Origin of the sequence: Winogradskyella poriferorum, from assembly GCF_036553625.1 — a bacterium.
GTDB lineage: Bacteria > Bacteroidota > Bacteroidia > Flavobacteriales > Flavobacteriaceae > Winogradskyella > Winogradskyella poriferorum.
The window spans coordinates 90,174-112,029 of record NZ_JAZHOU010000004.1; the positions used below are offsets into that span (position 1 = coordinate 90,174).

The 21,856-nt window shown below is 36.4% G+C and carries 15 protein-coding genes; all 15 read left to right on the top strand.

The window, feature by feature from the left end; translation table 11 throughout:
• Nucleotide 1: 1 nt before the first annotated feature.
• Nucleotides 2-1,204: an efflux RND transporter periplasmic adaptor subunit gene (locus V1468_RS12470; protein WP_331810555.1), complete on the top strand. Its 1,203-nt coding sequence runs from the start codon at nt 2-4 to the stop codon at nt 1,202-1,204.
• Nucleotides 1,205-1,220: 16 nt separating this feature from the next.
• The gene (locus V1468_RS12475) at nt 1,221-1,637 is read left to right on the top strand and encodes a Fur family transcriptional regulator (protein WP_331810556.1); all 417 of its coding nucleotides are present in this window, start codon (nt 1,221-1,223) and stop codon (nt 1,635-1,637) included.
• Between the two features lie 51 nt (nt 1,638-1,688).
• Complete coding sequence (locus tag V1468_RS12480; RefSeq protein WP_331810557.1) at nt 1,689-3,674, top strand: heavy metal translocating P-type ATPase; 1,986 nt, start codon at nt 1,689-1,691, stop codon at nt 3,672-3,674.
• 194 nt (nt 3,675-3,868) lie between these two features.
• Entirely contained in the window at nt 3,869-6,127 is a 2,259-nt protein-coding gene (locus V1468_RS12485) for a heavy metal translocating P-type ATPase (RefSeq protein WP_331810558.1), read from the top strand.
• 23 nt (nt 6,128-6,150) lie between these two features.
• Nucleotides 6,151-6,363, top strand: coding sequence for a heavy-metal-associated domain-containing protein (locus V1468_RS12490; RefSeq protein ID WP_331810559.1), 213 nt, complete (start codon nt 6,151-6,153; stop codon nt 6,361-6,363).
• 16 nt (nt 6,364-6,379) lie between these two features.
• Nucleotides 6,380-7,150, top strand: a complete 771-nt coding sequence (locus tag V1468_RS12495) for a M90 family metallopeptidase (RefSeq protein WP_331810560.1) — start codon at nt 6,380-6,382, stop codon at nt 7,148-7,150.
• A gap of 667 nt (nt 7,151-7,817) precedes the next feature.
• Nucleotides 7,818-10,010: an alpha-glucuronidase family glycosyl hydrolase gene (locus V1468_RS12500; RefSeq protein ID WP_331810561.1), complete on the top strand. Its 2,193-nt coding sequence runs from the start codon at nt 7,818-7,820 to the stop codon at nt 10,008-10,010.
• 15 nt (nt 10,011-10,025) lie between these two features.
• Nucleotides 10,026-10,766, top strand: coding sequence for an SDR family NAD(P)-dependent oxidoreductase (locus V1468_RS12505; RefSeq protein WP_331810562.1), 741 nt, complete (start codon nt 10,026-10,028; stop codon nt 10,764-10,766).
• A gap of 3 nt (nt 10,767-10,769) precedes the next feature.
• A complete protein-coding gene (uxuA, locus tag V1468_RS12510; protein WP_331810563.1) occupies nt 10,770-11,933 on the top strand; it encodes a mannonate dehydratase in 1,164 nt (387 codons plus the stop codon).
• Between the two features lie 106 nt (nt 11,934-12,039).
• The gene (locus tag V1468_RS12515; protein WP_331810564.1) at nt 12,040-14,004 is read left to right on the top strand and encodes a sialate O-acetylesterase; all 1,965 of its coding nucleotides are present in this window, start codon (nt 12,040-12,042) and stop codon (nt 14,002-14,004) included.
• Nucleotides 14,005-14,220: 216 nt separating this feature from the next.
• On the top strand, nt 14,221-15,363 hold the full coding sequence (locus V1468_RS12520; RefSeq protein ID WP_331810565.1) for an endo-1,4-beta-xylanase: 1,143 nt from the start codon (nt 14,221-14,223) through the stop codon (nt 15,361-15,363).
• A gap of 115 nt (nt 15,364-15,478) precedes the next feature.
• A complete protein-coding gene (locus V1468_RS12525) occupies nt 15,479-17,257 on the top strand; it encodes a glycoside hydrolase family 43 protein (protein WP_331810566.1) in 1,779 nt (592 codons plus the stop codon).
• Nucleotides 17,258-17,303: 46 nt separating this feature from the next.
• A complete protein-coding gene (locus tag V1468_RS12530) occupies nt 17,304-18,437 on the top strand; it encodes an endo-1,4-beta-xylanase (protein WP_331810567.1) in 1,134 nt (377 codons plus the stop codon).
• 14 nt (nt 18,438-18,451) lie between these two features.
• Entirely contained in the window at nt 18,452-20,704 is a 2,253-nt protein-coding gene (locus tag V1468_RS12535) for a CRTAC1 family protein (protein WP_331810568.1), read from the top strand.
• Nucleotides 20,705-20,717: 13 nt separating this feature from the next.
• Nucleotides 20,718-21,845 carry a glycoside hydrolase family 88/105 protein gene (locus V1468_RS12540; RefSeq protein WP_331810569.1) on the top strand — a complete coding sequence of 376 codons (1,128 nt, stop codon included), beginning with the start codon at nt 20,718-20,720 and terminating at the stop codon, nt 21,843-21,845.
• The last annotated feature ends 11 nt before the right edge of the window (nt 21,846-21,856 follow it).

Here is a 21,856-nt window from a genome sequence, read left to right on the forward strand (position 1 = left end):
AATGAAGAAATTATCAAAATACATAGTTATTGGTTTGTTGGCGATGCTTTTGGCGTTGACCGCTTGTGGCGATTCCAAAAAAGAATCCGCAGAGAATAACAAAGACAATCCGGAAACGGAAAAAGCGCATTCCGAGGGCGAAGCCAAGGAAGTAATGCTCACGGCCAAACAGTTCGATGCACTGCAAATGGAAATCGACACCCTGAAAATGCGGAATATGAGCGGCTATATGGAAGCCAACGGACAGTTGGAAGTCCCACCACAAAACGAGGCCACCGTCACAACGGTAGTGGGTGCCAACGTGGTTTCCATCGAGGTCATTGAGGGCGATAAGGTCAGCAAGGGGCAGACCGTCGCCTATTTGTCACACCCCAATATCATCGAAAAACAGACCGATTATCTTGATGCGTTCAGCAATAGCCAGTTTCTCAAGAAAGAATACGAACGGCAAAAAACATTGTATGATGCAGGCGTGGGCAGCGGTGCAAACTTTCAAAAGACCGAAGCCGAATACCAGGCATCCCGAAGCAAGGTCAACGGTCTCGAAGCTCAACTGCAACAATTGAGCATCAGCGCATCCGGTGTGCGGAACGGCACTATATATCAACGGGTGGCACTTAGAAGTCCCATCGAAGGGTTTGTGGAAAAAGTTGCCATAAAAACTGGCCAATACGTGGATCCGCAGACCGACTTAATGGAAATTGTGGATACCCACCACGTACACGCAGATTTGATGGTTTTTGAAAAGGATGTCTATAAGGTGAAAGAAGGGCAAAAAGTGGTTTTCAATGTACAGTCGATTCCGGGAAAGGAACTAACTGCCGAAATCTATTCCGTAGGAAAGACCTTTGAACAAAACCCGAAGGCCATTCACGTTCACGCTGAAATCGAGAACAAGGAAGGCAACCTGATTCCCGGGATGTACATTCAGGGGCGCATCCAAACTGAAAATACCCAGACAAAGGCGATGCCAGAAACTGCCATAGCAGCCGATGGTGAACGATTCTTTGTATTCTCGGCCGAAAAGGAAGGTGATGATTGGTCGTTCAGACCCATTGAAGTCACCAAAGGCACCCACGATGGCGATTGGATTGCCATTGATTTTTTGAGCGAACAAGAACCGAATACAAAATATGCCTATAACAATGGCTACTATTTGATGGCAGAAATGAAGAAAGGCGAATCGGAAGAACACGGACATTAATAAATACAATCATAAAATGAAAGAAATAGAACAAAGACTTACTGATAATGGTGTTCGCCCCACGGCGATGCGGTTATTGATTTATAAATATTTGGCAGAAAAAGAAGTGGCTACCTCGCTGACCGATATCGAGACTGCTTTCACGAAAGCGGACCGAACTACCCTTTTCAGGACCCTTAAAACTTTTGAACAAAAGGGTGTGGTACATCAAATAGACGATGGGACAGGAATTGCCAAATACGCACTTTGCGAAAAAGGTTGCAATTGTGAACTTGAACAGGATTTGCACCTGCATTTCCATTGTAATAGCTGCGATGAGACCATTTGCCTGACCGAACATAAGATTCCACATATCAACCTGCCGGAAGGCTTTGTGGCAGAGGATGCCAATTTGGTTTTGAAGGGTATTTGTGACAAGTGCAGCGGACAATAAATGCACTTCCGTTGCATCCTCTATTATCGCAACTTTGAATTTTAAAATCTTATGAAAAAAAAGAAAGTAAATTTAAAAGACTTAAAGCATAATTCGGAAGAAGAGCATAGTCACGATGATGGTCATAATCACGACCACGGTGATAGTAGTTCATTTAACACCTACCTGCCCGCTATTTTCAGTTTTGTATTGCTGATTACAGGCATTGCCATAGATTATTTTGATGCGTTCCCATTCTTCAAGGATTGGGTTCGGATTGTTTGGTACACTGTAGCTTACATTCCCGTTGGTTTTCCTGTTATCAAAGAGGGCTGGAACAGTATTAGGAAGGGTGATTTCTTTACGGAATTTTTCTTGATGTCCATTGCGACTCTGGGGGCATTTGCCATAGGTGAATATCCCGAAGGTGTGGCCGTAATGCTATTTTATGCGGTGGGCGAACTGTTCCAAAATGCTGCTGTTAATCGGGCGAAGGGGAATATAAAGGCACTCTTGGATGCACGACCCGATGAAGCATTGGTTTATAGAAATGGGGATTTTGTTTCAGTCAATCCGGAAACGGTCGAGATTGGTGAAACAATTCAGGTTCGCGTAGGCGAAAAAATCCCCTTGGACGGCATTTTACTTTCAGAAAAAGCATCATTGAACACAGCTGCCATTACTGGTGAAAGCAAGCCTGACACCGTCGCAAAAGATGATAAAGTGTATGCCGGAAGTATCAATCTTGACGGCGTAATCGAAGTAAAAACGACCAAAGAATTTAAGGACAGTTCCATCGCGCGAATCTTGGATATGGTTCAGAACGCTACCGCCCGAAAATCGAAGACGGAACTGTTCATTAGAAAATTCGCCAGAATTTATACACCCATCGTGGTTTTCCTTGCCATCGGACTGACGTTTTTGCCGTATTTCTTCGTGGACGATTATGTGTTTAGGGATTGGCTCTACCGCGCTCTGATTTTCTTGGTAATTTCCTGTCCCTGTGCCTTGGTCATATCCATTCCCTTGGGCTATTTCGGTGGTCTCGGTGCAGCATCCCGTAATGGAATTTTATTTAAGGGTGCATCCTTTCTCGATGCGATGACCAAGGTGAACACCGTGGTAATGGACAAAACGGGTACCGTGACCAAAGGGGTTTTCAAGATTAAGAAAGTGGTAACCAAAAATAGTTTTGCGCCTGCCCTGAGCGCAGTCGAAGGGGAAGCGGAATTTATGCAGTACTTGATGGCTATGGAAGAGCAATCCACCCATCCCATTGCAAAGGCAGTTCTGGAATATAAGGCCGATGGTGCAGAGTTGGAAGCGACCGAAGTTTCCGAAGTTGCTGGAAAAGGATTGAAAGGTACGGTCAACGGAAAGCAGGTATTGGTGGGCAATAAAGCTTTGATGGTTTCCAACGGAATCGAAGTTCCCTCTGAGACCGATACCATAGTCGAATCCATAGTAATGGTAGCCATCGACGGAAAGTTTGCCGAATATGTGACGATTGCCGATGAACTGAAGGAAGATGCCCACCAAGCCATAAAGCAAATTCGTGAAGCTGGCATTTCCAAAATCATAATGCTCTCGGGCGACAAGGATTCCATTACCCAACAGGTGTCTGAAGAGCTGAATATAGATTGGGCGAAAGGCGGTCTGCTACCAGAAGATAAACTGAACGAAGTCGAGAAACTCAAAAAACAACCTGATACGACTATAGCCTTTATGGGCGACGGTATCAATGATGCGCCCGTACTTGCTGCAAGCGATGTAGGTATCGCAATGGGTGGTTTGGGTAGTGATGTGGCCATCGAAACGGCAGATGTTATCATCCAGACTGACCAACCGAGCAAGATAGCGAGAGCGGTCAAAATCGGTCGTTCCACCCGTAGGATTGTCTGGCAAAACATCGGTCTGGCATTTGGGGTAAAGGTAGTTGTTCTTATCCTCGGCGCTGGTGGTTTGGCTACGATGTGGGAAGCCGTATTTGCCGATGTTGGGGTGGCGTTATTAGCTATTTTAAATGCGGTCAGATTGCAAAGAATGACTTGGAGTTAACATACAAAAAAAGCGCATAGAGAAAATGTTTTAAAAGCATAGTTGGTATATTTAATAATTCAATTTAAAAAGGTATTAGAAACCAACTAATAAAAGAAAATGAATGAGCAAATTTTACAACTCTTTCAGCGAATAACGTAACAGCTTTCCCGTGTTCTATTCCGAAATTTGTTAAATACAAAACGGATTAGTAAATGGAGGCAACCAATATATTCGACACCAAACCCAAAGAACAAAAAACAGGCATAAAAAAATCCTTTCCAGTTACGGGTATGACCTGTGCCGCCTGTGCCAGCAGTGTTGAGTCGATTCTTTCCCATACCGATGGCGTAAACAAGGCCATCGTAAATTTTGCCAGCAATTCGGTTTTAGTCGATTACGATGAAACCATTTCTGAAGAAAAACTTCAGAACGCACTGCGTGAAGTGGGCTATGATATCATTATCGATGCAGAAGACCCAGTGGAAGCACAACAAGAGCTTCAGCAAAAGCATTACCAAGACATTAAAAACCGTACCATTTGGTCAGCTATTCTGACGCTACCCATCTTCGTACTTGGAATGTTCTTTATGCAATGGGAACCTGGTAAGTGGATTTCTTTGGTATTGGCTATTCCTATTCTTTTTTGGTTTGGGCGTAGTTTTTTTATCAATGCTTTCAAACAGGCCAAACGTGGCAAGGCGAATATGGATACTTTGGTGGCTTTAAGTACGGGCATTGCATTTTTGTTTAGTGTGTTCAACACCATATTTCCGGAATTTTGGTTAAATCGTGCTATTGAGCCACACGTTTATTACGAAGCGGCGACAGTGATTATCACCTTTATTTCTTTGGGGAAATTACTGGAAGAAAAGGCCAAATCGAATACTTCTTCGGCCATTAAAAAATTAATGGGATTACAACCTAAAACGCTTAAAGTTATTGATAATGGGGAAGAAAAAGAAATTCCTATTTCTGCTGTACAAGTAGGTCAAACTATTTTAGTCCGTCCTGGAGAAAAGATTCCCGTAGATGGGGAAGTTACTAAAGGAAGCTCGTATGTAGACGAAAGTATGATTACGGGTGAACCTGTTCCAGTACAAAAGTCCAGAGAAGAGAAGGTATTTGCTGGTACTGTCAATCAAAAAGGTAGTTTTCAATTTACTGCAGAAAAAGTTGGAGGTGAAACCCTGCTTTCCCGAATCATAAAAATGGTACAGGAGGCACAGGGTAGCAAAGCACCCGTACAAAAACTGGTCGATAAAATTGCTGGAATATTTGTTCCCATCGTATTGGGGATATCCATTGTTACCTTCATCGTCTGGATGTCTATGGGAGGTGATAATGCGTTTTCTCAAGCTTTATTGACTTCGGTCGCTGTATTGGTCATTGCCTGTCCTTGCGCCTTAGGGTTGGCTACACCTACTGCTATTATGGTGGGAATTGGAAAAGGTGCCGAAAATAATGTCCTTATAAAAGATGCCGAGAGTTTAGAACTCGGTCATAAAGTTAATGCTATCATCCTTGATAAAACTGGCACTATTACCGAGGGAAAACCATTGGTGACCGATATACATTGGAAGCGTACACTTGAAAATAAAAATAAATTTAAACAGTTGCTTTTAGCAATAGAAGCCCAATCTGAACACCCCTTGGCGGAAGCAGTTGTTAATCATTTTAAAGAAGAAAATATTGAAAAAGTTGAAATTGCTTCTTTTGAAAGTATTACGGGTAAAGGTGTGCAGGCTAAAAAAGAGAATGGCTCACAATACTATGTTGGAAACCATAAACTAATGCTTGAGAAGAATATACAAATTGATGCTTCCTTGATGCAAACAGCAGAAAGTCTTGAAGAGCAAGCAAAAACCGTCATATTCTTTGGTAATGAAATAGATGTATTGGCGATACTTGCTATTGCAGACAAAATAAAGGAAACTTCAAAAATAGCCATTGCAACACTTCAGGAAAGGGACATTGATGTCTATATGCTCACAGGTGATAATAATAAGACAGCATCAGCCGTAGCCCAACAAGTGGGAATAGCAAATTTCCAAGGGGAAGTAATGCCTTCGGATAAAGCAAACTTTGTGAAAAAATTGCAGTCTGATGGTAAAATAGTAGCTATGGTAGGCGATGGCATCAATGATTCCCACGCCTTGGCGCAAGCCGATGTAAGTATCGCGATGGGCAAGGGGTCCGATATTGCGATGGATGTTGCAAAAATGACATTGATAACCTCAGATTTACAATCCATTCCGAAAGCATTGGCACTATCAAAAAAAACGGTACTGGGCATCCGTCAAAACCTGTTTTGGGCATTCATTTATAATATTATTGGTATTCCGATAGCGGCAGGCGTGCTATACCCTATAAATGGCTTTTTATTAGACCCAATGATTGCAGGTGCAGCAATGGCATTTAGTAGTGTCTCTGTAGTTGCAAATAGCTTAAGGTTAAAAAGGGTAAAACTTTAATATTAATTATAAATTAAAACAAAATGAAAACTTTAAAATTTAAAACAAACATCAATTGCGGCGGTTGTGTATCAAAGGTAACACCATTCTTAAATAATCAGGAAGGTGTTGAAAGCTGGGAAGTGGATACTGTAAACCCAGATAAAATTCTAACAATAAAAAGCAATGGTGCTTCAGAAGAAGATGTAAAAGCCACATTGCAAAAAGTGGGCTTCAAGGCAGAAGCTGTAGATTAATACTCTTTAGTTTAATATGGATTACATTTTAATTTCGGTTGTAATTCTTCTATTTGCGATTCATTTTTATAGAAAAGCGCAACGTCATAGCATTAAACCATTTCCAGAACGCTGGCACGGGCTATTATTAGAGAATGTACATTATTATAGCAACCTTTCACAAGAGAAGCAAAAGGTTTTTCAACAGCGAATGATGCAATTTCTTAGTGAAGTCTATATTGATGGTGTGAAATTAGAATTGGAAGAGCTCGATAAAATTTTAATCGCTGCGAGTGCAGTGATTCCTGTGTTTGGCTTTAAAGAATGGCACTACACCAATTTAAGCGGAATTCTCTTATATCCAGACAATTTTAATGAGGATATGCAATTTGGAAGTAGGGATAAATCACGTAATATTGGTGGAATTGTTGGCAACGGTCGATTTGAAAAGCAAATGATTTTGTCTAAAAAGGCATTATATCACGGTTTTAAAAATAAGAGTGATAAAAACAATACTGGTATCCACGAATTTATACACCTAATAGATAAACTTGATGACAGAACAGATGGTGTGCCAGAACGATTATTGCAGCACCAATATGCCATACCGTGGTTAAATCTAATCCATAAGGAAATCGAAGCAATTAACGACAACCATTCAGACATTCGTAAATATGGTGGTACTAACCAAGCAGAATTCTTTGCGGTTGCATCAGAATATTTTTTTGAGCGACCAGATTTACTCAAAAGAAAACATCCTGAACTTTATGGTATGTTGGTTAATTGTTTTAAACAGAAGATAGAATAGTTTGTAATAACCGTAGAATAGATTTTTACAAGTAATTTATATATCGAAATATATTATTTAAATAGAGACGCCTAGAGAAAAACTTAAAAAATAATTAAATTAGTATAAATGCATAATTCTATTAAGTTTTCAATTATTTGAAATCTAGATAAATACAAAGAATTAAGTTCAAACTAAATTTTAGAAGATTAATATTACAAGAAACCAGCATCACCGTTTAACGTCAGTCAAAAGTTTATCCATTAAATATAAAAACTAAAATGGCCTAAAGAATGAACTAAATTATAAAGCTTGCGATTGTTTCATCACATATTTAATAAAGTTCATTTACATGAAGAATATTTCAATTTACTCTTCCATAAGTCTTATAAATATTTTTAAATTTTGGTTCGATAATAGGTCAATCTTGTGTACAAAAAGCCTTTCATTTTTTGAAAGGCTTTTTTATTTTTAAAAGATTTCATTTCACATTTTTCTTATAATTTAACACAAGGTGTCACGAGCTAGATCAACAGTTGATTCTAGTAAAATTTAATATATCAAATAAAATTAAACTAAATTTACGCAACCGATTGCATTATTTTTAATCTAAAAGTTTATATTTGGAATAATAAACGAATAAAAGTCTCTAATTTGTAGAGATAATTTATTCACTTTAATGTCTAAAATGAGTATTTTTCTAAGAAACTTAATAGTGCGTTATCACGCTTTACTAATCTTAAGTTTTATTCTAGTTCCTTCAATTTCTCTAAATGCCGAAAATGGATATGATCTTTGGTTGCGTTACAGCTATATAAATGATAGTGAGATTCGTGAAAATTACAGTCAATATTTTAATAAAATTAATATTAGTGGAGAAAGTGAGACTTTAGTAGTAATTAAAAACGAACTTCTTAGAGCCTCGAAAGGCATGTTCAATAAAAAAGTTCTTTGGGAGAATGACCATTTAAAAGCTAAGCTAATAATTGTAAATAAAGAGAACTATCCAAAGCAATTAGAAAAAAATGTTCCTCAAGATTGGGCGAGTATTGGTGAAGAGGGGTTTAGTATTAAGTATGTAAAAATCAATGATAATTATAAAATTATTATAGCAGGAAATTCTGAAATAGGATTACTCTATGGAACTTTTGAATTGTTGAAACAGATGCAAATGCAAAATGATTTGTCTCGTCTCAATATTATCGAAAGTCCTAAAACAGATATACGGCTGCTAAATCATTGGGATAATTTAGATAGAACTGTAGAGCGTGGTTATGCAGGGTTTTCCATATGGAACTGGCATAAGCTTCCAGAGTATATAGACCCTAGATATGAAGACTACGCAAGGGCCAACGCAAGTATAGGTATAAATGGTACAGTTTTAACTAATGTTAATGCCAACGCTTTGGTATTAGAGCCTAGATATATTGAAAAAGTAAAAGCTCTAGCTGATGTTTTTAGACCATATGGGATTAAAGTTTATCTAACAGCACGCTTTTCTGCACCAATAGAAATAGGAGGGCTAGAAACAGCTGATCCTCTTGATGAGAATGTAAAGAATTGGTGGGCAACAAAAACAGCAGAGATTTATAAAGAAATACCAGATTTTGGCGGCTTTTTGGTTAAAGCTAATTCAGAAGGGCAACCAGGTCCACAAAATTATGGTCGTAATCATGCAGATGGAGCTAATATGTTGGCAGATGCCGTTGCTCCTTTTGGTGGTGTTATCATGTGGAGGGCTTTTGTATACTCAGAACACGACCCTACCGATAGAGCAAAACAAGCCTACAGTGAATTTGTGCCTTACGATGGTCAATTTCGTGATAACGTAATAATACAAGTAAAAAACGGTGCTATAGATTTTCAGCCTAGAGAGCCTTTTCATCCTATGTTTGGTGCTATGCCTAAGACTCCTCTTATGATGGAGTTTCAAATTACTCAAGAATATCTTGGGTTTAGTACACATATGGTTTTTCTTCCAAAATTATATGAAGAAGTTTTGAAAGCTGATACCTATCGTGAAGGTGAGGGGTCAACAGTAGCTAAAGTTATTGATGGCTCACTTCATAATAAATCAATAACTGGAATGGCAGGTGTATCTAATGTCGGCACGGATATAAATTGGACAGGTCATCCATTCGCTCAAGCAAATTGGTATGGTTATGGGCGTTTGGCATGGAATCCTTATTTGTCAGCAGAAGAAATTGCAGAAGAATGGTTAAAGTTAACTTTTAGTACAAATCCTAATTTTCTTGATACAATGATTCCTATGCTTATGGAATCTAGAGAGGCTGTTGTCAATTACATGACTCCACTTGGTCTTCATCATTTAATGGCTACAGGTCATCATTATGGACCAGGACCTTGGGTAAATGATCTTTCTAGACCAGAATGGAACCCTACTTATTATCATAAAGCAGACAAAGAAGGTATAGGTTTTAACCGAAGCGAAACAGGTACTAATGCCGTTTCCCAATATGAAGAAACGGTGGCGAAAAATTTTAATGAACCTGCAACTACACCAGAAAAACTATTACTTTGGTTTCATCATTTGTCTTGGGATTATAAAATGAAAGATGGAAACATACTTTGGGATGCCCTTGCGCTAAAATATCAAGAAGGTGTTAACCAAGTAAAAAAAATGATAAGCACTTGGGAGCAAATGAAACCATATATAGATGAGGAACGTTTTAAGGAAGTGAAAATGTTGCTTTCCATTCAATTAAAAGAAGCAAAGTGGTGGAGAGATGCATCCTTATCTTATTTTCAAGAATTTTCAGGAAAACCAATTCCTAATGGTGTGCCAAAACCAGGTAAAACATTAGAAGAATATAAATCAATGACATATCCATATGCGCCAGGTATAAGGCCAAGATGGTAATCAATATCAATTTTAATGAGAAACAAAACGGCAATCGTAACTGGCGGTAATTCTGGTCTGGGCTATGCCACGGCCAAAAAATTCTGCGATAATGGTTATACTACTTATATAATTGGTAGAAACCAAGAGAAAACAGCTAAGGCCTGCGAAGAAATAGGTGAATTGGCAAAACCAATCGTATTTGACCTTGATCAGTTAGATAAAATACCTGAAATGATTAGTCAAATAGCAGAAACCGAAGGACATATTGATGTTTTGGTTAATAATGCCGGAATTAATATGAAAAAGGAATTTATTGAGGTTACTGATGAAGAATTCGATAAAATCATTCATACCAATATGAAGAGTGTTTTTTCGATATCTAGAGAAGTTGTAAAGGTGATGAAGAATAGTGGAGGAGGAAATATAGTAAATATAAGCTCAATGGCAGCTCAGTATGGTATTCCAAAGGTAATTGCCTACACGGCTAGTAAAACAGCTATTGAGGGTATGACGCGCTCTATGGCTGTCGACCTTGCCCAGTACGGAGTTAGAGTAAATTGTGTTGCACCAGGTTTTATAAAAACTCCAATGACTGCAGAAGCACTTAACTCAGATCCTGAAAGAAAAAATAAAGTATTTTCTCGTACACCAATGGGTAAAATGGGTGAGCCAGAAGATATTGCAGATGCTGTTTTCTTTTTTGCTAGCAATGAAGCCAAATTTGTAACTGGTGTTACCATGTGTGTTGATGGTGGTAATTCCATTGGTTTTTAGTTTATGAAATATCAGATGTTACATACTATGCGTTGGTTCGGTCCACAAGACAAAATTAGTCTTCGAGATATTAGACAATGTGATGTAAAAGGCATAGTTACAGCATTACATCATATCCCTGTTGGAGATATTTGGACTGTTGATGACATAAAAAAACGTCAGCAGGAAATTCGTGATGAAGGAATGGAATGGGCCGTTGTGGAAAGTCTTCCAGTAAGTGAAGATATCAAACGACAGAAAGGAGATTTCAAGATTCATATTGATAATTATAAGACCAGCCTTAAAAATTTAGCCACTTGTGGTATTTATGTGGTGACTTATAATTTTATGCCTATACTAGATTGGGTTCGTACCAATCATGCGTATGTAAATGCAGACGGAACAAGAGCTTTACTATACGACCATAAAGCGTTCATTTATTTTGACGTATTTCTCTTGAAAAGACCAGGAAGTACAGAAAGTTATTCAGAAGAGGAAATTGAGGTTGCGCTTCAATACGGACAAAACCTTACCGATAGTGAAAAAGAACAATTATTTAGAAATGTATTATTGGGACTTCCAGGAAGTACAGAAAATTTTACAGCTAAAGAAATATTGGCACTTTTAGACAACTATAAGGATATTGATGATTCTTCACTCAGAGATCATCTCATTTATTTTTTAAAAGAAGTTGTCCCAGTAGCTGAAGATTTAGGTATTAAGTTAGCCATTCACCCTGATGATCCTCCTTTTTCTGTAATGGGTTTACCACGTGTTGTATCACAAACTAGCGATCTTCAACAGATTTTTGACGCTGTTCCTTCAGTTGCTAACGGACTTTGTTTTTGTACGGGTTCTTTAGGTGCTCATCCAGATAACGATTTAATGAAGATTATAAAGCTATTTGGTAAGCGTATTCACTTTTTACACTTAAGAAATGTAAAACGAGAAAATAAGGATGTTTTTAGGGAATCAGCCCATTTAGATGGAGATGTTCAGATGAAGTCTGTCATGACAGAGATTTTAAAGCTAATGGAAAAACGTAAAGTTAGCTTACCAATGCGACCAGATCATGGCTTTCTATTTTCTATAGAAGGTCAAAAAGAACAGTATCCTGGATATTCACTTATAGGAAGAATGAAGGGACTAGCAGAACTGAGAGGATTAGAAATGGGAATCTCTAATTAGTATGGTTAGTTTCAGAATAGTTGAAATATTTGATAAAAGAAAAACTATAAAACATTAATTATTAACTGTTTAATGTAGAATCTGAAGCCAAAAACAAAAAGATTATATGAAGGAAAAGTTAATAAAAATATCACACCATAAAAGGATTTTACTGGTAGCCTTTTGTTTGTTTGTAATTTTTTCTTCTTTCGGGCAAGTTAAGCTTCCTACTATTTTTCAAGATGGCATGGTTTTGCAAAGACATACCAATATTAAGGTTTGGGGCTGGGCTTCACCTGGTGAAAAAGTAAAGGTTAAATTTAACGGAAAGTCTAAAACGACAAAAACATCTCGCGATGGTAGTTGGAGTGTGGAGTTACCAAAAATGAAAGCAGGAGGTCCTTTTACTTTAAAGGTTTCAGGAACTAATGAAATCGTTTTGAATGATGTGCTTATAGGTGATGTTTGGTTATGCTCTGGTCAATCTAACATGGTACATCAACTAGATATTCATGATGTTACTTATGCAGATGAAATTAAAAATGCCAATTATCCTGAAATAAGACATTTCAAAATTCCTACGAATACAGACTTAAGTGGTCCAATTAAAGATTTAAATGGTGGCGAATGGCAAAAAGCCATAGGTGAAGAAGTAAGACCATTTTCTGCAGTAGCCTATTTCTTTGCAAAAAAATTATATAAAAAATATAATGTTCCTATAGGGTTGATAAATGCGAGTGTTGGCGGAACACCTATTGAGGCTTGGATAAGTGAGGATGGTTATAAAAGCTTTCCTAAATTTTTAGAAGTCATTGAACGAAACAAGGATACAAGTTATGTTAATAGTTTAAGTGGTAATCACAATAATACCAACAGTTCTTCTCTTCCTAAAGATAAAGGTCTCATCTGTGAAACCCCTTGGTATTCATCAGATTTTGAACCCAAAAATTGGCGTAGAATAAACATTCCGGGATATTGGGAAGATCAAGGTGTGAGAGATTTAAATGGAGTAGTTTGGTACCGAAGAGAAATTCAGTTACCTCAATCTATGATAGGTGAGGAAGCTGAGGTATTTCTAGGCAGAATTGTAGATGCGGACGAACTCTATATTAATGGGAAAAAGATAGCTCAAACAACGTACCAGTATCCACAACGACGCTACAATGTGCCTAAGGATATTTTAAAAGAAGGTAAAAATGTGTTTGTTATCCGAGTGACAAATTATGGTGGAAAAGGTGGTTTTGTACCTGACAAACCGTATAAGATTTTTACTGAAAAAGATACAATAGATTTAAAAGGGTATTGGGAATATAAAGTAGGTGAAGTGTTTCCTCCTCGAGATAGAAACAGTTTTGCAGGTCCACGAAGAATTAATCCTCAAAACGAACCAACGGCACTTTACAATGCGATGGTAGCGCCTTATACGGAATATCCTATAACAGGTGTTCTATGGTATCAAGGCGAGAGTAACGCTGGGAGACCAGAAGAGTATGCTGAATTGTTACCGGCATTAATTAAGGATTGGCGAGCAAGATTCAATATTGAAGAATTACCTTTTATATACGCTCAACTTCCAAATTTTGGAGATGTAGATTATCTACCTACAGAAAGTGGTTGGGCAAAGTTACGCGAGTCTCAATTGAAGTCTTTAACGGTGCCAAATACTGCTATGACAGTTAATATTGAATTAGGTGAGTGGAATGATATTCACCCAGATAACAAGAAAGATGTGGGTGAGCGTATGGCTTTGGCAGCGCAAAAGTTAGCATATAATGAAGATATAGTTTATTCAGGTCCGTTATATCAGAGTTATATTGTAAATAAAAATAAAATTATTATATCCTTTTCAAATATTGGAAGCGGCCTTATTACAGATGACGAAGAGGCACTCAGTGAGTTTGCAATTGCAGGTGAAGATGGTGAATATGTTTGGGCAAATGCAAAAATAGTGGATAATAAAGTGGAGGTTTGGAGTGATACTGTAACGAAACCCAAGTATGTTAAATATGCCTGGGCTGATAATCCAGATAATCCAAATTTATACAATAAGGAAGGTTTGCCTGCTTCACCATTTCAAATAATTATAGAGTAATTATTTTGCCAAAAACTACCTTCTAGGTTGTTGGTAAATAATAGAAATTTAGAGAAAAATAAAATATTTACGAAACCGATTGCATAAATCTTGGAATTAACTTTTTTTTTTAGTTAATTTATTGTTTAATCAATGATTTAAGTTTATAATATAACTTATTTCTAAGTTTAAGAGAAGTTAAAAAAAGAGTATAATATTTAAATAAAAATTGATAAAATGAAAAAGATTTTTTTAAGATTAATTATTGTTTGTCTAATTTCCGTTGGATGTAGCTCTGACAGCGACAGTGGAGTAATTGTTGGTGGGCCATCAGGTGGTTCTGATGATGATGGTGTTGTTTCTGGTGATCCTTTATTATATAATCCTTCGGATAATCTACAAGACCTTGCTAGTTTTCCTATTGGTAATATTGTTTCAGCTTCACGGTTAGCATCTAATTCTGAAGATGAATTTAGATCTCTACTAAATAGTGATTACAACAGTATTACTGCAGAGAATGATATGAAAATGGCCAACATTTTTACAGGACCAGGTAATTATGATTTTAGCGATGGTGATGCCATTGTAGCTTATGCCAAGGCAAATGGAATGCGTGTGCATGGGCATGTATTGATTTGGCACCCAGAATATGCTATTCCGGACTGGCTTGAAAATTTTGCCGGAACTGATCAAGAATTTGAAGCTTTAATTGAAGACTATGTAAAGGCTACTGTAGAACATTTTGCCATAGAAGTTGATGCAAATGGAAATTCAATCGTGGCAGCTTGGGATGTAGTTAATGAGTATTTTGATGATAACGGAGATGTTAGATCTACTTTATTTACTCAAAGAATGGGGTCAGATTATATTGAAAGAGTATTTCAATGGGCTAGAGAGGCAGATCCCAATGTAAAACTTTTCTACAACGATTATAATATAGCAGGACAGACCAATAAACGAAATTCAATATTATCTATGGCAAATACATTCCAAAACAGTGGAATACCAATAGATGGTATTGGCATGCAGATGCATTTTAGTATAGCTTGGCCATCTCAGCAAGAAATTACTCAAGCTATTACAGATGTTGCAGGCTCTGGTTTATTAGTTCACGTTTCAGAATTAGATATAGGTGTAAATCCTAATGATGATATTACTAGTTTAACTGTTGAGCGTGCTCAAGAACAAGAGGCATTATATAACCATGTGTCTTCAGAGTATAGTTCTATTGTTCCTTCAGGACAGCAATATGGTATTACCGTTTGGGGCGTAAGAGACCAAGATAGCTGGAGATATGATGGAGGAACTGAGTGGCCATTACTTTATAATGAAAACTTTGAGTTCAAAATTGCACATCGAGGCTTTGCAGATGGACTTTAGAATATAATTTACTAACATATTGAATATCTCATATAGACCTTGTTTTTGTTTGAAGAGCAAGGTCTTTTTTGTTTAAGAATCCATAATTACTCGCTTTAAAAAAATTAGATTTAAAATGTTGAAAAATAAACCTTCAAAAGCACTAAAGGTTATACTAAGTGTATTTCTTTTAACAACTATACCTTTGGTCATATCATCATTTACAAGTGTACATAATGATTCATTAAGTAAGCTCACAAAGCCCTCAAGCCAACCGATTTTCAAGAATGTTGTTTATACAGGTAACGATGATATATATAAGAACAATCCTTTATCAGAAAATGAATTCTATAATCCTATTTTACAAGGGTGTTATCCAGATCCTGCCATAACTAAAAAAGGGGATGACTATTATATGGTCTGTTCTTCATTTGCAATGTTTCCTGGTGTCCCTATTTTCCATTCAAAAGATTTGGTTAATTGGTCACAAATAGGACATGTTTTAGACAGACCTTCCCAATTGGATGTCAGTAAAGTTGGAATTAGTCATGGTGTTTATGCACCAGGCATCACTTATAACCCAAATAACGATACGTTCTATATGATTACCACTGTAGTCTATGGAGTAGGAAATATGGTTGTTAAAACGAAAGACCCAATGAAGGGTTGGAGCGAACCATATAAACTGAATTTTAGTGGTATCGATCCTTCGATATTTTTTGATGATGATGGTAAAGCATATGTAGTACATAATGATGCACCAGACGAAGGTAAAGAATTGTATAGCGGGCACCGAGTTATAAAAGTTTGGGAGTATGATTTGGAAAAGGATGATGTTATACCAGGTACAGATAAAATCGTTGTAAATGGTGGAGTTGATATCAATGAAAAACCTATTTGGATTGAAGCACCACATCTTTACAAAAAGGATGGATTTTACTACTTAATGTGTGCAGAAGGTGGAACAGGTGGATGGCACAGTGAAGTTATATTTAAGAGTGATAAACCTACGGGACCTTTTGTGCCTGCACCGAGTAATCCTATACTTACCCAACGTTATTTTGCAAAAGACAGACAGAATAAAGTAGATTGGGCTGGTCATGCAGATTTAGTGCAATTTGATGGTGATCAGTACTATGGAGTGTTTTTGGCAGTACGACCAAATGAAGAAAACCGTGTTAATACTGGTCGAGAGACTTTTATCTTACCAGTAGATTGGTCTGGAGAATTTCCTGTTTTTGAAAATGGGTTGATTCCTATGAAACCAAAATTAAAGCTGCCAGTAGGTGTTTCAAATAAGATGAGAAGTGATGACTTTTTTCCAAACGGTAATTTTACATTTCAAGAAGATTTTTCTTCGGATAAGCTCGATTACCGTTGGATTGGTTTAAGAGGACCACGAGAAGCTTTTATATCTAAAATTAAAGAGGGTTTAAAAATCAAGCCTTTTGATGTGAATATAAAAGAAAGAAAACCTACGTCAACACTATTTCATAGACAGCAACACAACAGTTTTACTTTTTCAACAACATTATCTTATCGTCCAGAATCAGAAGAAGACTTAGCAGGTGTAGTGGCATTGCAAAATGAAGGATCCAACTATGTGTTTGGAGTAACCAAAAAAGGAAACAATTTTTATATAGTACTTCAAAAAAATAAATGGCCAGGAAGACAGGGAGACGTAATTTCAGAAGTAATTGCAAGCTCTAAAATAGAACTGGATGATGATGTTAAGCTTGAAATTTCTGCTAATGGTGATAAATATGAATTTAAATACGCAGTAGGAAATACCGAACTGAAAAAACTTGGTATTACAGTATCCGGAGATATACTTTCTACCGATATAGCAGGTGGTTTTACGGGTTGTTTGTTGGGTCTATATGCGACTTCGGCTAATGACGCAATTCCAAACTAAGCTTTTAAAAATAATACCTAGATTCTGAGTAAATAAAATTAAACAAATGAAAATCAAAAACTTCTTAAAAACACTTATCATAATATTCATAGTTAGTTGCAGCAGTAGTGATGATTCTGGTGTTAATGTTGGTGGTCCTTCAGGAGGAAATAATGGAGGGCAAGAACCAGTAGAGTATTTAAAAGAGCACGTGAGTTTTCCAATAGGAGTTGCTTTGTCTTATGAGCAAATAGCGTCTAATACAAATAGTATGATAAACTACAGAGAAGTGATGAATAATGAATTTAACAGCCTCACTTTCGGAAATGAAATGAAAATGTATAACATGTTTCCTGCACCAGATACATATGATTGGAGTGATGGAGACGACCTTGTGGCTTATGCTCAAGAACATGGTATGCGCATTCATGGTCATACTTTATTATGGCACCCAGAATATTCCATACCAAATTGGCTGGAAAGTTTTTCGGGTACCGATCAAGAATTTGAAGATCAGGTAAAAAATTACATTATTAACACAGTAGCCCATTTTGCTGAATTTGAAGATGATAACGGAAATCCAATTGTTGAAAGTTGGGATGTGGTTAACGAGGCACTTACTAGCGAAGCTATGAATGCCGTTTTTAGACAAAGAATAGGCGAGGATTACGTTGCAAAATGCCACCAATGGGCAAGACAAGGTGATGCTAATGTTAAGTTGTTTTACAATGATTATAATATTGCAGGAGACCCTAACAAGCGAAACGAAATACTATCAATGGTCAATAATTTTATTGCTAATGGTGTACCCATTGATGGTGTTGGAATGCAAATGCACTTAAACCATAATTGGCCATCTCCTTCAGAATTACAAACTGCAATACAACAAGTTTCAGATACAGGTCTATTAGTGCATATTTCAGAAATAGATGTGAAAGTAAATTATAATGATGATATTACTGAATTCACATCAGAGAGAGCTCAGGCACAGTCAGACCAATATCAAAGAGCTGCCTATTATTACAAAACAATTGTTCCATCTTCTCAACAATTCGGAGTTACAGTTTGGGGACTAAGAGACATAGACAGTTGGTTGTATGATAACGGTACCGATTGGCCTTTACTGTTTGACAATAATTTTGATAGAAAACAAGCCTATATAGGATTTACAAATGGTTTGAAAGGAATAAGTCCAGATTAAGTCAACCTTTACATATGTCTGTATTTTCAAAAATTAGAATTTCAAAAATTTTAATAGTGTTAAGCATAATACTATTAAGTTGTGATGATTCTAAAAAAAACAGAAATATTGATGATAACTCAAATACTGATAGTCTTGTAGTTGATAATAATGCAACTCAGAATATGATTCTAGATATTCAAAAAAGAGTAGCAGAAATTAATGTAGAAACTGTACCATATATTTTTAATAATGCCAAAGTTGCCAAAATGGAACAGCGACTCCAAATGGTTCAGGGAAATAAACGGCTAAATTTATTATTTTCTTACGGTTTAGAATTATTGAATGCAGGAAAAACCGAAAAATCCATTGAAATTTTCAATGAACTCTTACAAGCTGTCGAAACTCAAAATGTACAGTCGAAAAATGAATTAGTGTATTACCTCAAAAAACAATTGTCAATTGCATATATGCGAAAAGCAGAACAAGATAATTGTATGGCTAATCACAATGAAGATTCGTGCATTATTCCTATCAGTCCAAAAGCGCAACATGTAATTAAAGAAGGGGCGCAGCAATCCATTAAGTTACTTAATGAACTTTTAAGATTGAATCCTAATGATCTAGAATGTCAATATTTACTAAACATTGCGCATATGACTTTAGGACAGTATCCTAACGGAGTACCCAAAAAGTTTAGAATTCCTGAATCACATTTCGTTAACTCAGAAAAAATAACACAATTTAAAGACATAGCTATGGAACTTGGTGTAGCCGTTAACTTGAAATCTGGCGGTACTTGCGTTGATGATTTTAATAGTGATGGTTACCTAGATATTATTGCTTCATCTTGGGGTTTTAACGATCAAATCAGGTATTTTGAGAATGATAGACAAGGTGGTTTTATAGACAAAACAAAGGATGCAGGACTAGAAGGTGTAACAGGAGGTTTAAATCTTAGGCACGCTGATTATAACAATGATGGAAATTTAGATTTCATTATTTTAAGAGGAGCATGGCTCTCAGTTTATGGAAGTATTCCCAATTCCTTAATGAGGAACAATGGTGACGGGACTTTTACAGATGTTACGGTAGATTCAGGGATATATTCTTTAAATCCAACACAAACAGCTGTATGGGCAGATATTAACCTAGATGGTTGGCTAGATCTTTTTATAGCAAATGAATGGTCTGAAGCTAAGCAGAGTTATTGTGAATTGTTTTTGAATAATACTGATGGTACTTTTACAAATATTGCAAAAGAGGCAGGAGTTACCGTTTCAGGCTTTTTTAAAGGTATAGCCAGTGGTGATGTAAATAACGATCTATATCCTGATTTTTATCTATCTAATTATGATGGCCCAAATACGCTTTACTTAAATAAAACAAAAGAATTTGGTAAACCTACTTTTGAAATAGTGGAAAATGCTGGTGTTTCAGAACCTAAATTAAGTTTTCCAACTTGGTTTTTTGATTATAATAATGATGGCTTAGAAGATATTTTTGTTTCTGGTTACTCTTCATCCGAAGTCTTACCCTCCGAAATGCTATTAAGAAATATAAGAAGTAATACTTCTGAATACAGACCCTTATTATATAAAAATAATGGTAATAATACATTTACAGAAGTTTCCCTGTCTACAAACTTAAAAGAGCCTGCTGCAACTATGGGATGTAATTTTGGAGACTTAGATAATGATGGTTATCTAGACTTTTACTTAGCGACTGGTGATCCCGATTTTTTCTCTATTGTGCCCAATAAAATGTATCGTAATTCAAATGGAAACTATTTTGAAGACGTTACCTATAGTGGTGGTTTTGGGCACATTCAAAAGGGACATGCTATAGGTTTTGGCGATATGGATATGGATGGCGACCAAGATATTTATGCGGTAATGGGTGGCGCAGTAGAAGGCGATGTATTCAGAAATTTACTTTTTGAAAATCCAGTAGGTAATAAAAACAATTGGATTAACATTGTTTTAGAGGGTAGGAAAAGCAATCGTTCTGCCATAGGAGCTAAGATTATTATTACCATTGAAGAAAATAATAAGGAAAGAAAAATCTACAATACTGTGGACTCAGGAGCAAGTTTTGGTGGTAATAGCTTAATGGCTGAAATAGGTTTAAGTCAAGCTACTGTCATAAAACAATTGGAAGTTAAATGGCCTCTTCACACTAAACAAACGTCCATATTTAAAAATGTAGCAGTAAACCAAACAATTAAAATTGTTGAAGGAAAGGAAATTCAAAAATTAAACCTGCATAAACTTTCTTTTAAAAATTAACATATAAATTTTCATGCGTACTGTAAACAAGTTAAGGATATTTAGAAAGCATTTCATTTCAAAGAGACAAGTATTCATCGTTGTAGTAATATGCTTATTTTATGCATGCCAAAATCAAAAGAGAGAAGATGCTATAGTTAAAGTTAATTCGGTAAAAGTATTAGGTGAGTTGGTTACCGATGATTTATTATCTCGGTCAGATTTTATGATGTATCAAACAGAAGAGGTACAAGCATTACATTATGCAGAGATTTGTGCTGCTTATGGTGCAACAAAATTAGCGGCTTTCCTAAAAGATAATGAAACCATCAATAAATTAATAGAACGATACAGAGAGCCTCTTAATGATAAAATTATAAACACCTCTAATCATGTAGATGCTAATGTCTACGGGATATTACCTTTAGAGCTTTACATTCAAACTAATAATGAAAAATATTTAGAACAAGGTTTAAGATTCGCTGATGGTCAATGGGAGAATCCTTTGCCTAATGGTTTAACATCCCAGACCAGATATTGGATTGATGATATTTATATGATTGGTTGTTTGCAGGTTCAGGCTTATAGAGCAACAGGAAATATGAAATACCTGGAACGTGCCGCATTGGAAATAGACTCTTATATTAAAAAACTACAACAACCTAATGGTCTTTTTTTTCATGGTCCTGATGCACCTTTCTTTTGGGGAAGGGGAAATGGTTGGGTTGCTGCAGGATTGGCAGAGTTATTATCAGTCTTACCTAAAGAGAATGTACATTATAATTCTTTGCTTTCTGGCTATAAAAAAATGATGAAAAGTTTATTGCATTATCAAAGTAATGATGGCATGTGGCATCAATTGATTGATAATAATAAATCCTTTAAGGAAACCTCTTCAACAGCCATGTTTGGGTTTGCAATATCTGTAGGAGTGAAAAAAAGATTATTACCAGAAAAGCGATATAAAGAGGCTTATGAAAAGGCCTGGAATGCCCTTACAAATTATATAGACAAAGAAGGTAAGGTGTCGCAAGTATGTGTCGGAACAGGGCAAAGTAAAGATGAAGAATACTACCTAAATAGACCAAAAGTTACAGGTGACTTCCATGGACAAGCACCAATGTTATGGTTTGCGCATAGTTTATTAGAAATTATTGAATAGTTTTTTTATTG

Bases quoted from the DNA above. Each gene is read 5' to 3' on its own strand.
- V1468_RS12470 (WP_331810555.1), top strand. From the start codon at position 2: ATGAAGAAATTATCAAAATACATAGTTATTGGTTTGTTGGCGATGCTT.
- V1468_RS12475 (WP_331810556.1), top strand. From the start codon at position 1,221: ATGAAAGAAATAGAACAAAGACTTACTGATAATGGTGTTCGCCCCACG.
- V1468_RS12480 (WP_331810557.1), top strand. From the start codon at position 1,689: ATGAAAAAAAAGAAAGTAAATTTAAAAGACTTAAAGCATAATTCGGAA.
- V1468_RS12485 (WP_331810558.1), top strand. From the start codon at position 3,869: ATGGAGGCAACCAATATATTCGACACCAAACCCAAAGAACAAAAAACA.
- V1468_RS12490 (WP_331810559.1), top strand. From the start codon at position 6,151: ATGAAAACTTTAAAATTTAAAACAAACATCAATTGCGGCGGTTGTGTA.
- V1468_RS12495 (WP_331810560.1), top strand. From the start codon at position 6,380: ATGGATTACATTTTAATTTCGGTTGTAATTCTTCTATTTGCGATTCAT.
- V1468_RS12500 (WP_331810561.1), top strand. From the start codon at position 7,818: ATGAGTATTTTTCTAAGAAACTTAATAGTGCGTTATCACGCTTTACTA.
- V1468_RS12505 (WP_331810562.1), top strand. From the start codon at position 10,026: ATGAGAAACAAAACGGCAATCGTAACTGGCGGTAATTCTGGTCTGGGC.
- uxuA (WP_331810563.1), top strand. From the start codon at position 10,770: ATGAAATATCAGATGTTACATACTATGCGTTGGTTCGGTCCACAAGAC.
- V1468_RS12515 (WP_331810564.1), top strand. From the start codon at position 12,040: ATGAAGGAAAAGTTAATAAAAATATCACACCATAAAAGGATTTTACTG.
- V1468_RS12520 (WP_331810565.1), top strand. From the start codon at position 14,221: ATGAAAAAGATTTTTTTAAGATTAATTATTGTTTGTCTAATTTCCGTT.
- V1468_RS12525 (WP_331810566.1), top strand. From the start codon at position 15,479: ATGTTGAAAAATAAACCTTCAAAAGCACTAAAGGTTATACTAAGTGTA.
- V1468_RS12530 (WP_331810567.1), top strand. From the start codon at position 17,304: ATGAAAATCAAAAACTTCTTAAAAACACTTATCATAATATTCATAGTT.
- V1468_RS12535 (WP_331810568.1), top strand. From the start codon at position 18,452: ATGTCTGTATTTTCAAAAATTAGAATTTCAAAAATTTTAATAGTGTTA.
- V1468_RS12540 (WP_331810569.1), top strand. From the start codon at position 20,718: ATGCGTACTGTAAACAAGTTAAGGATATTTAGAAAGCATTTCATTTCA.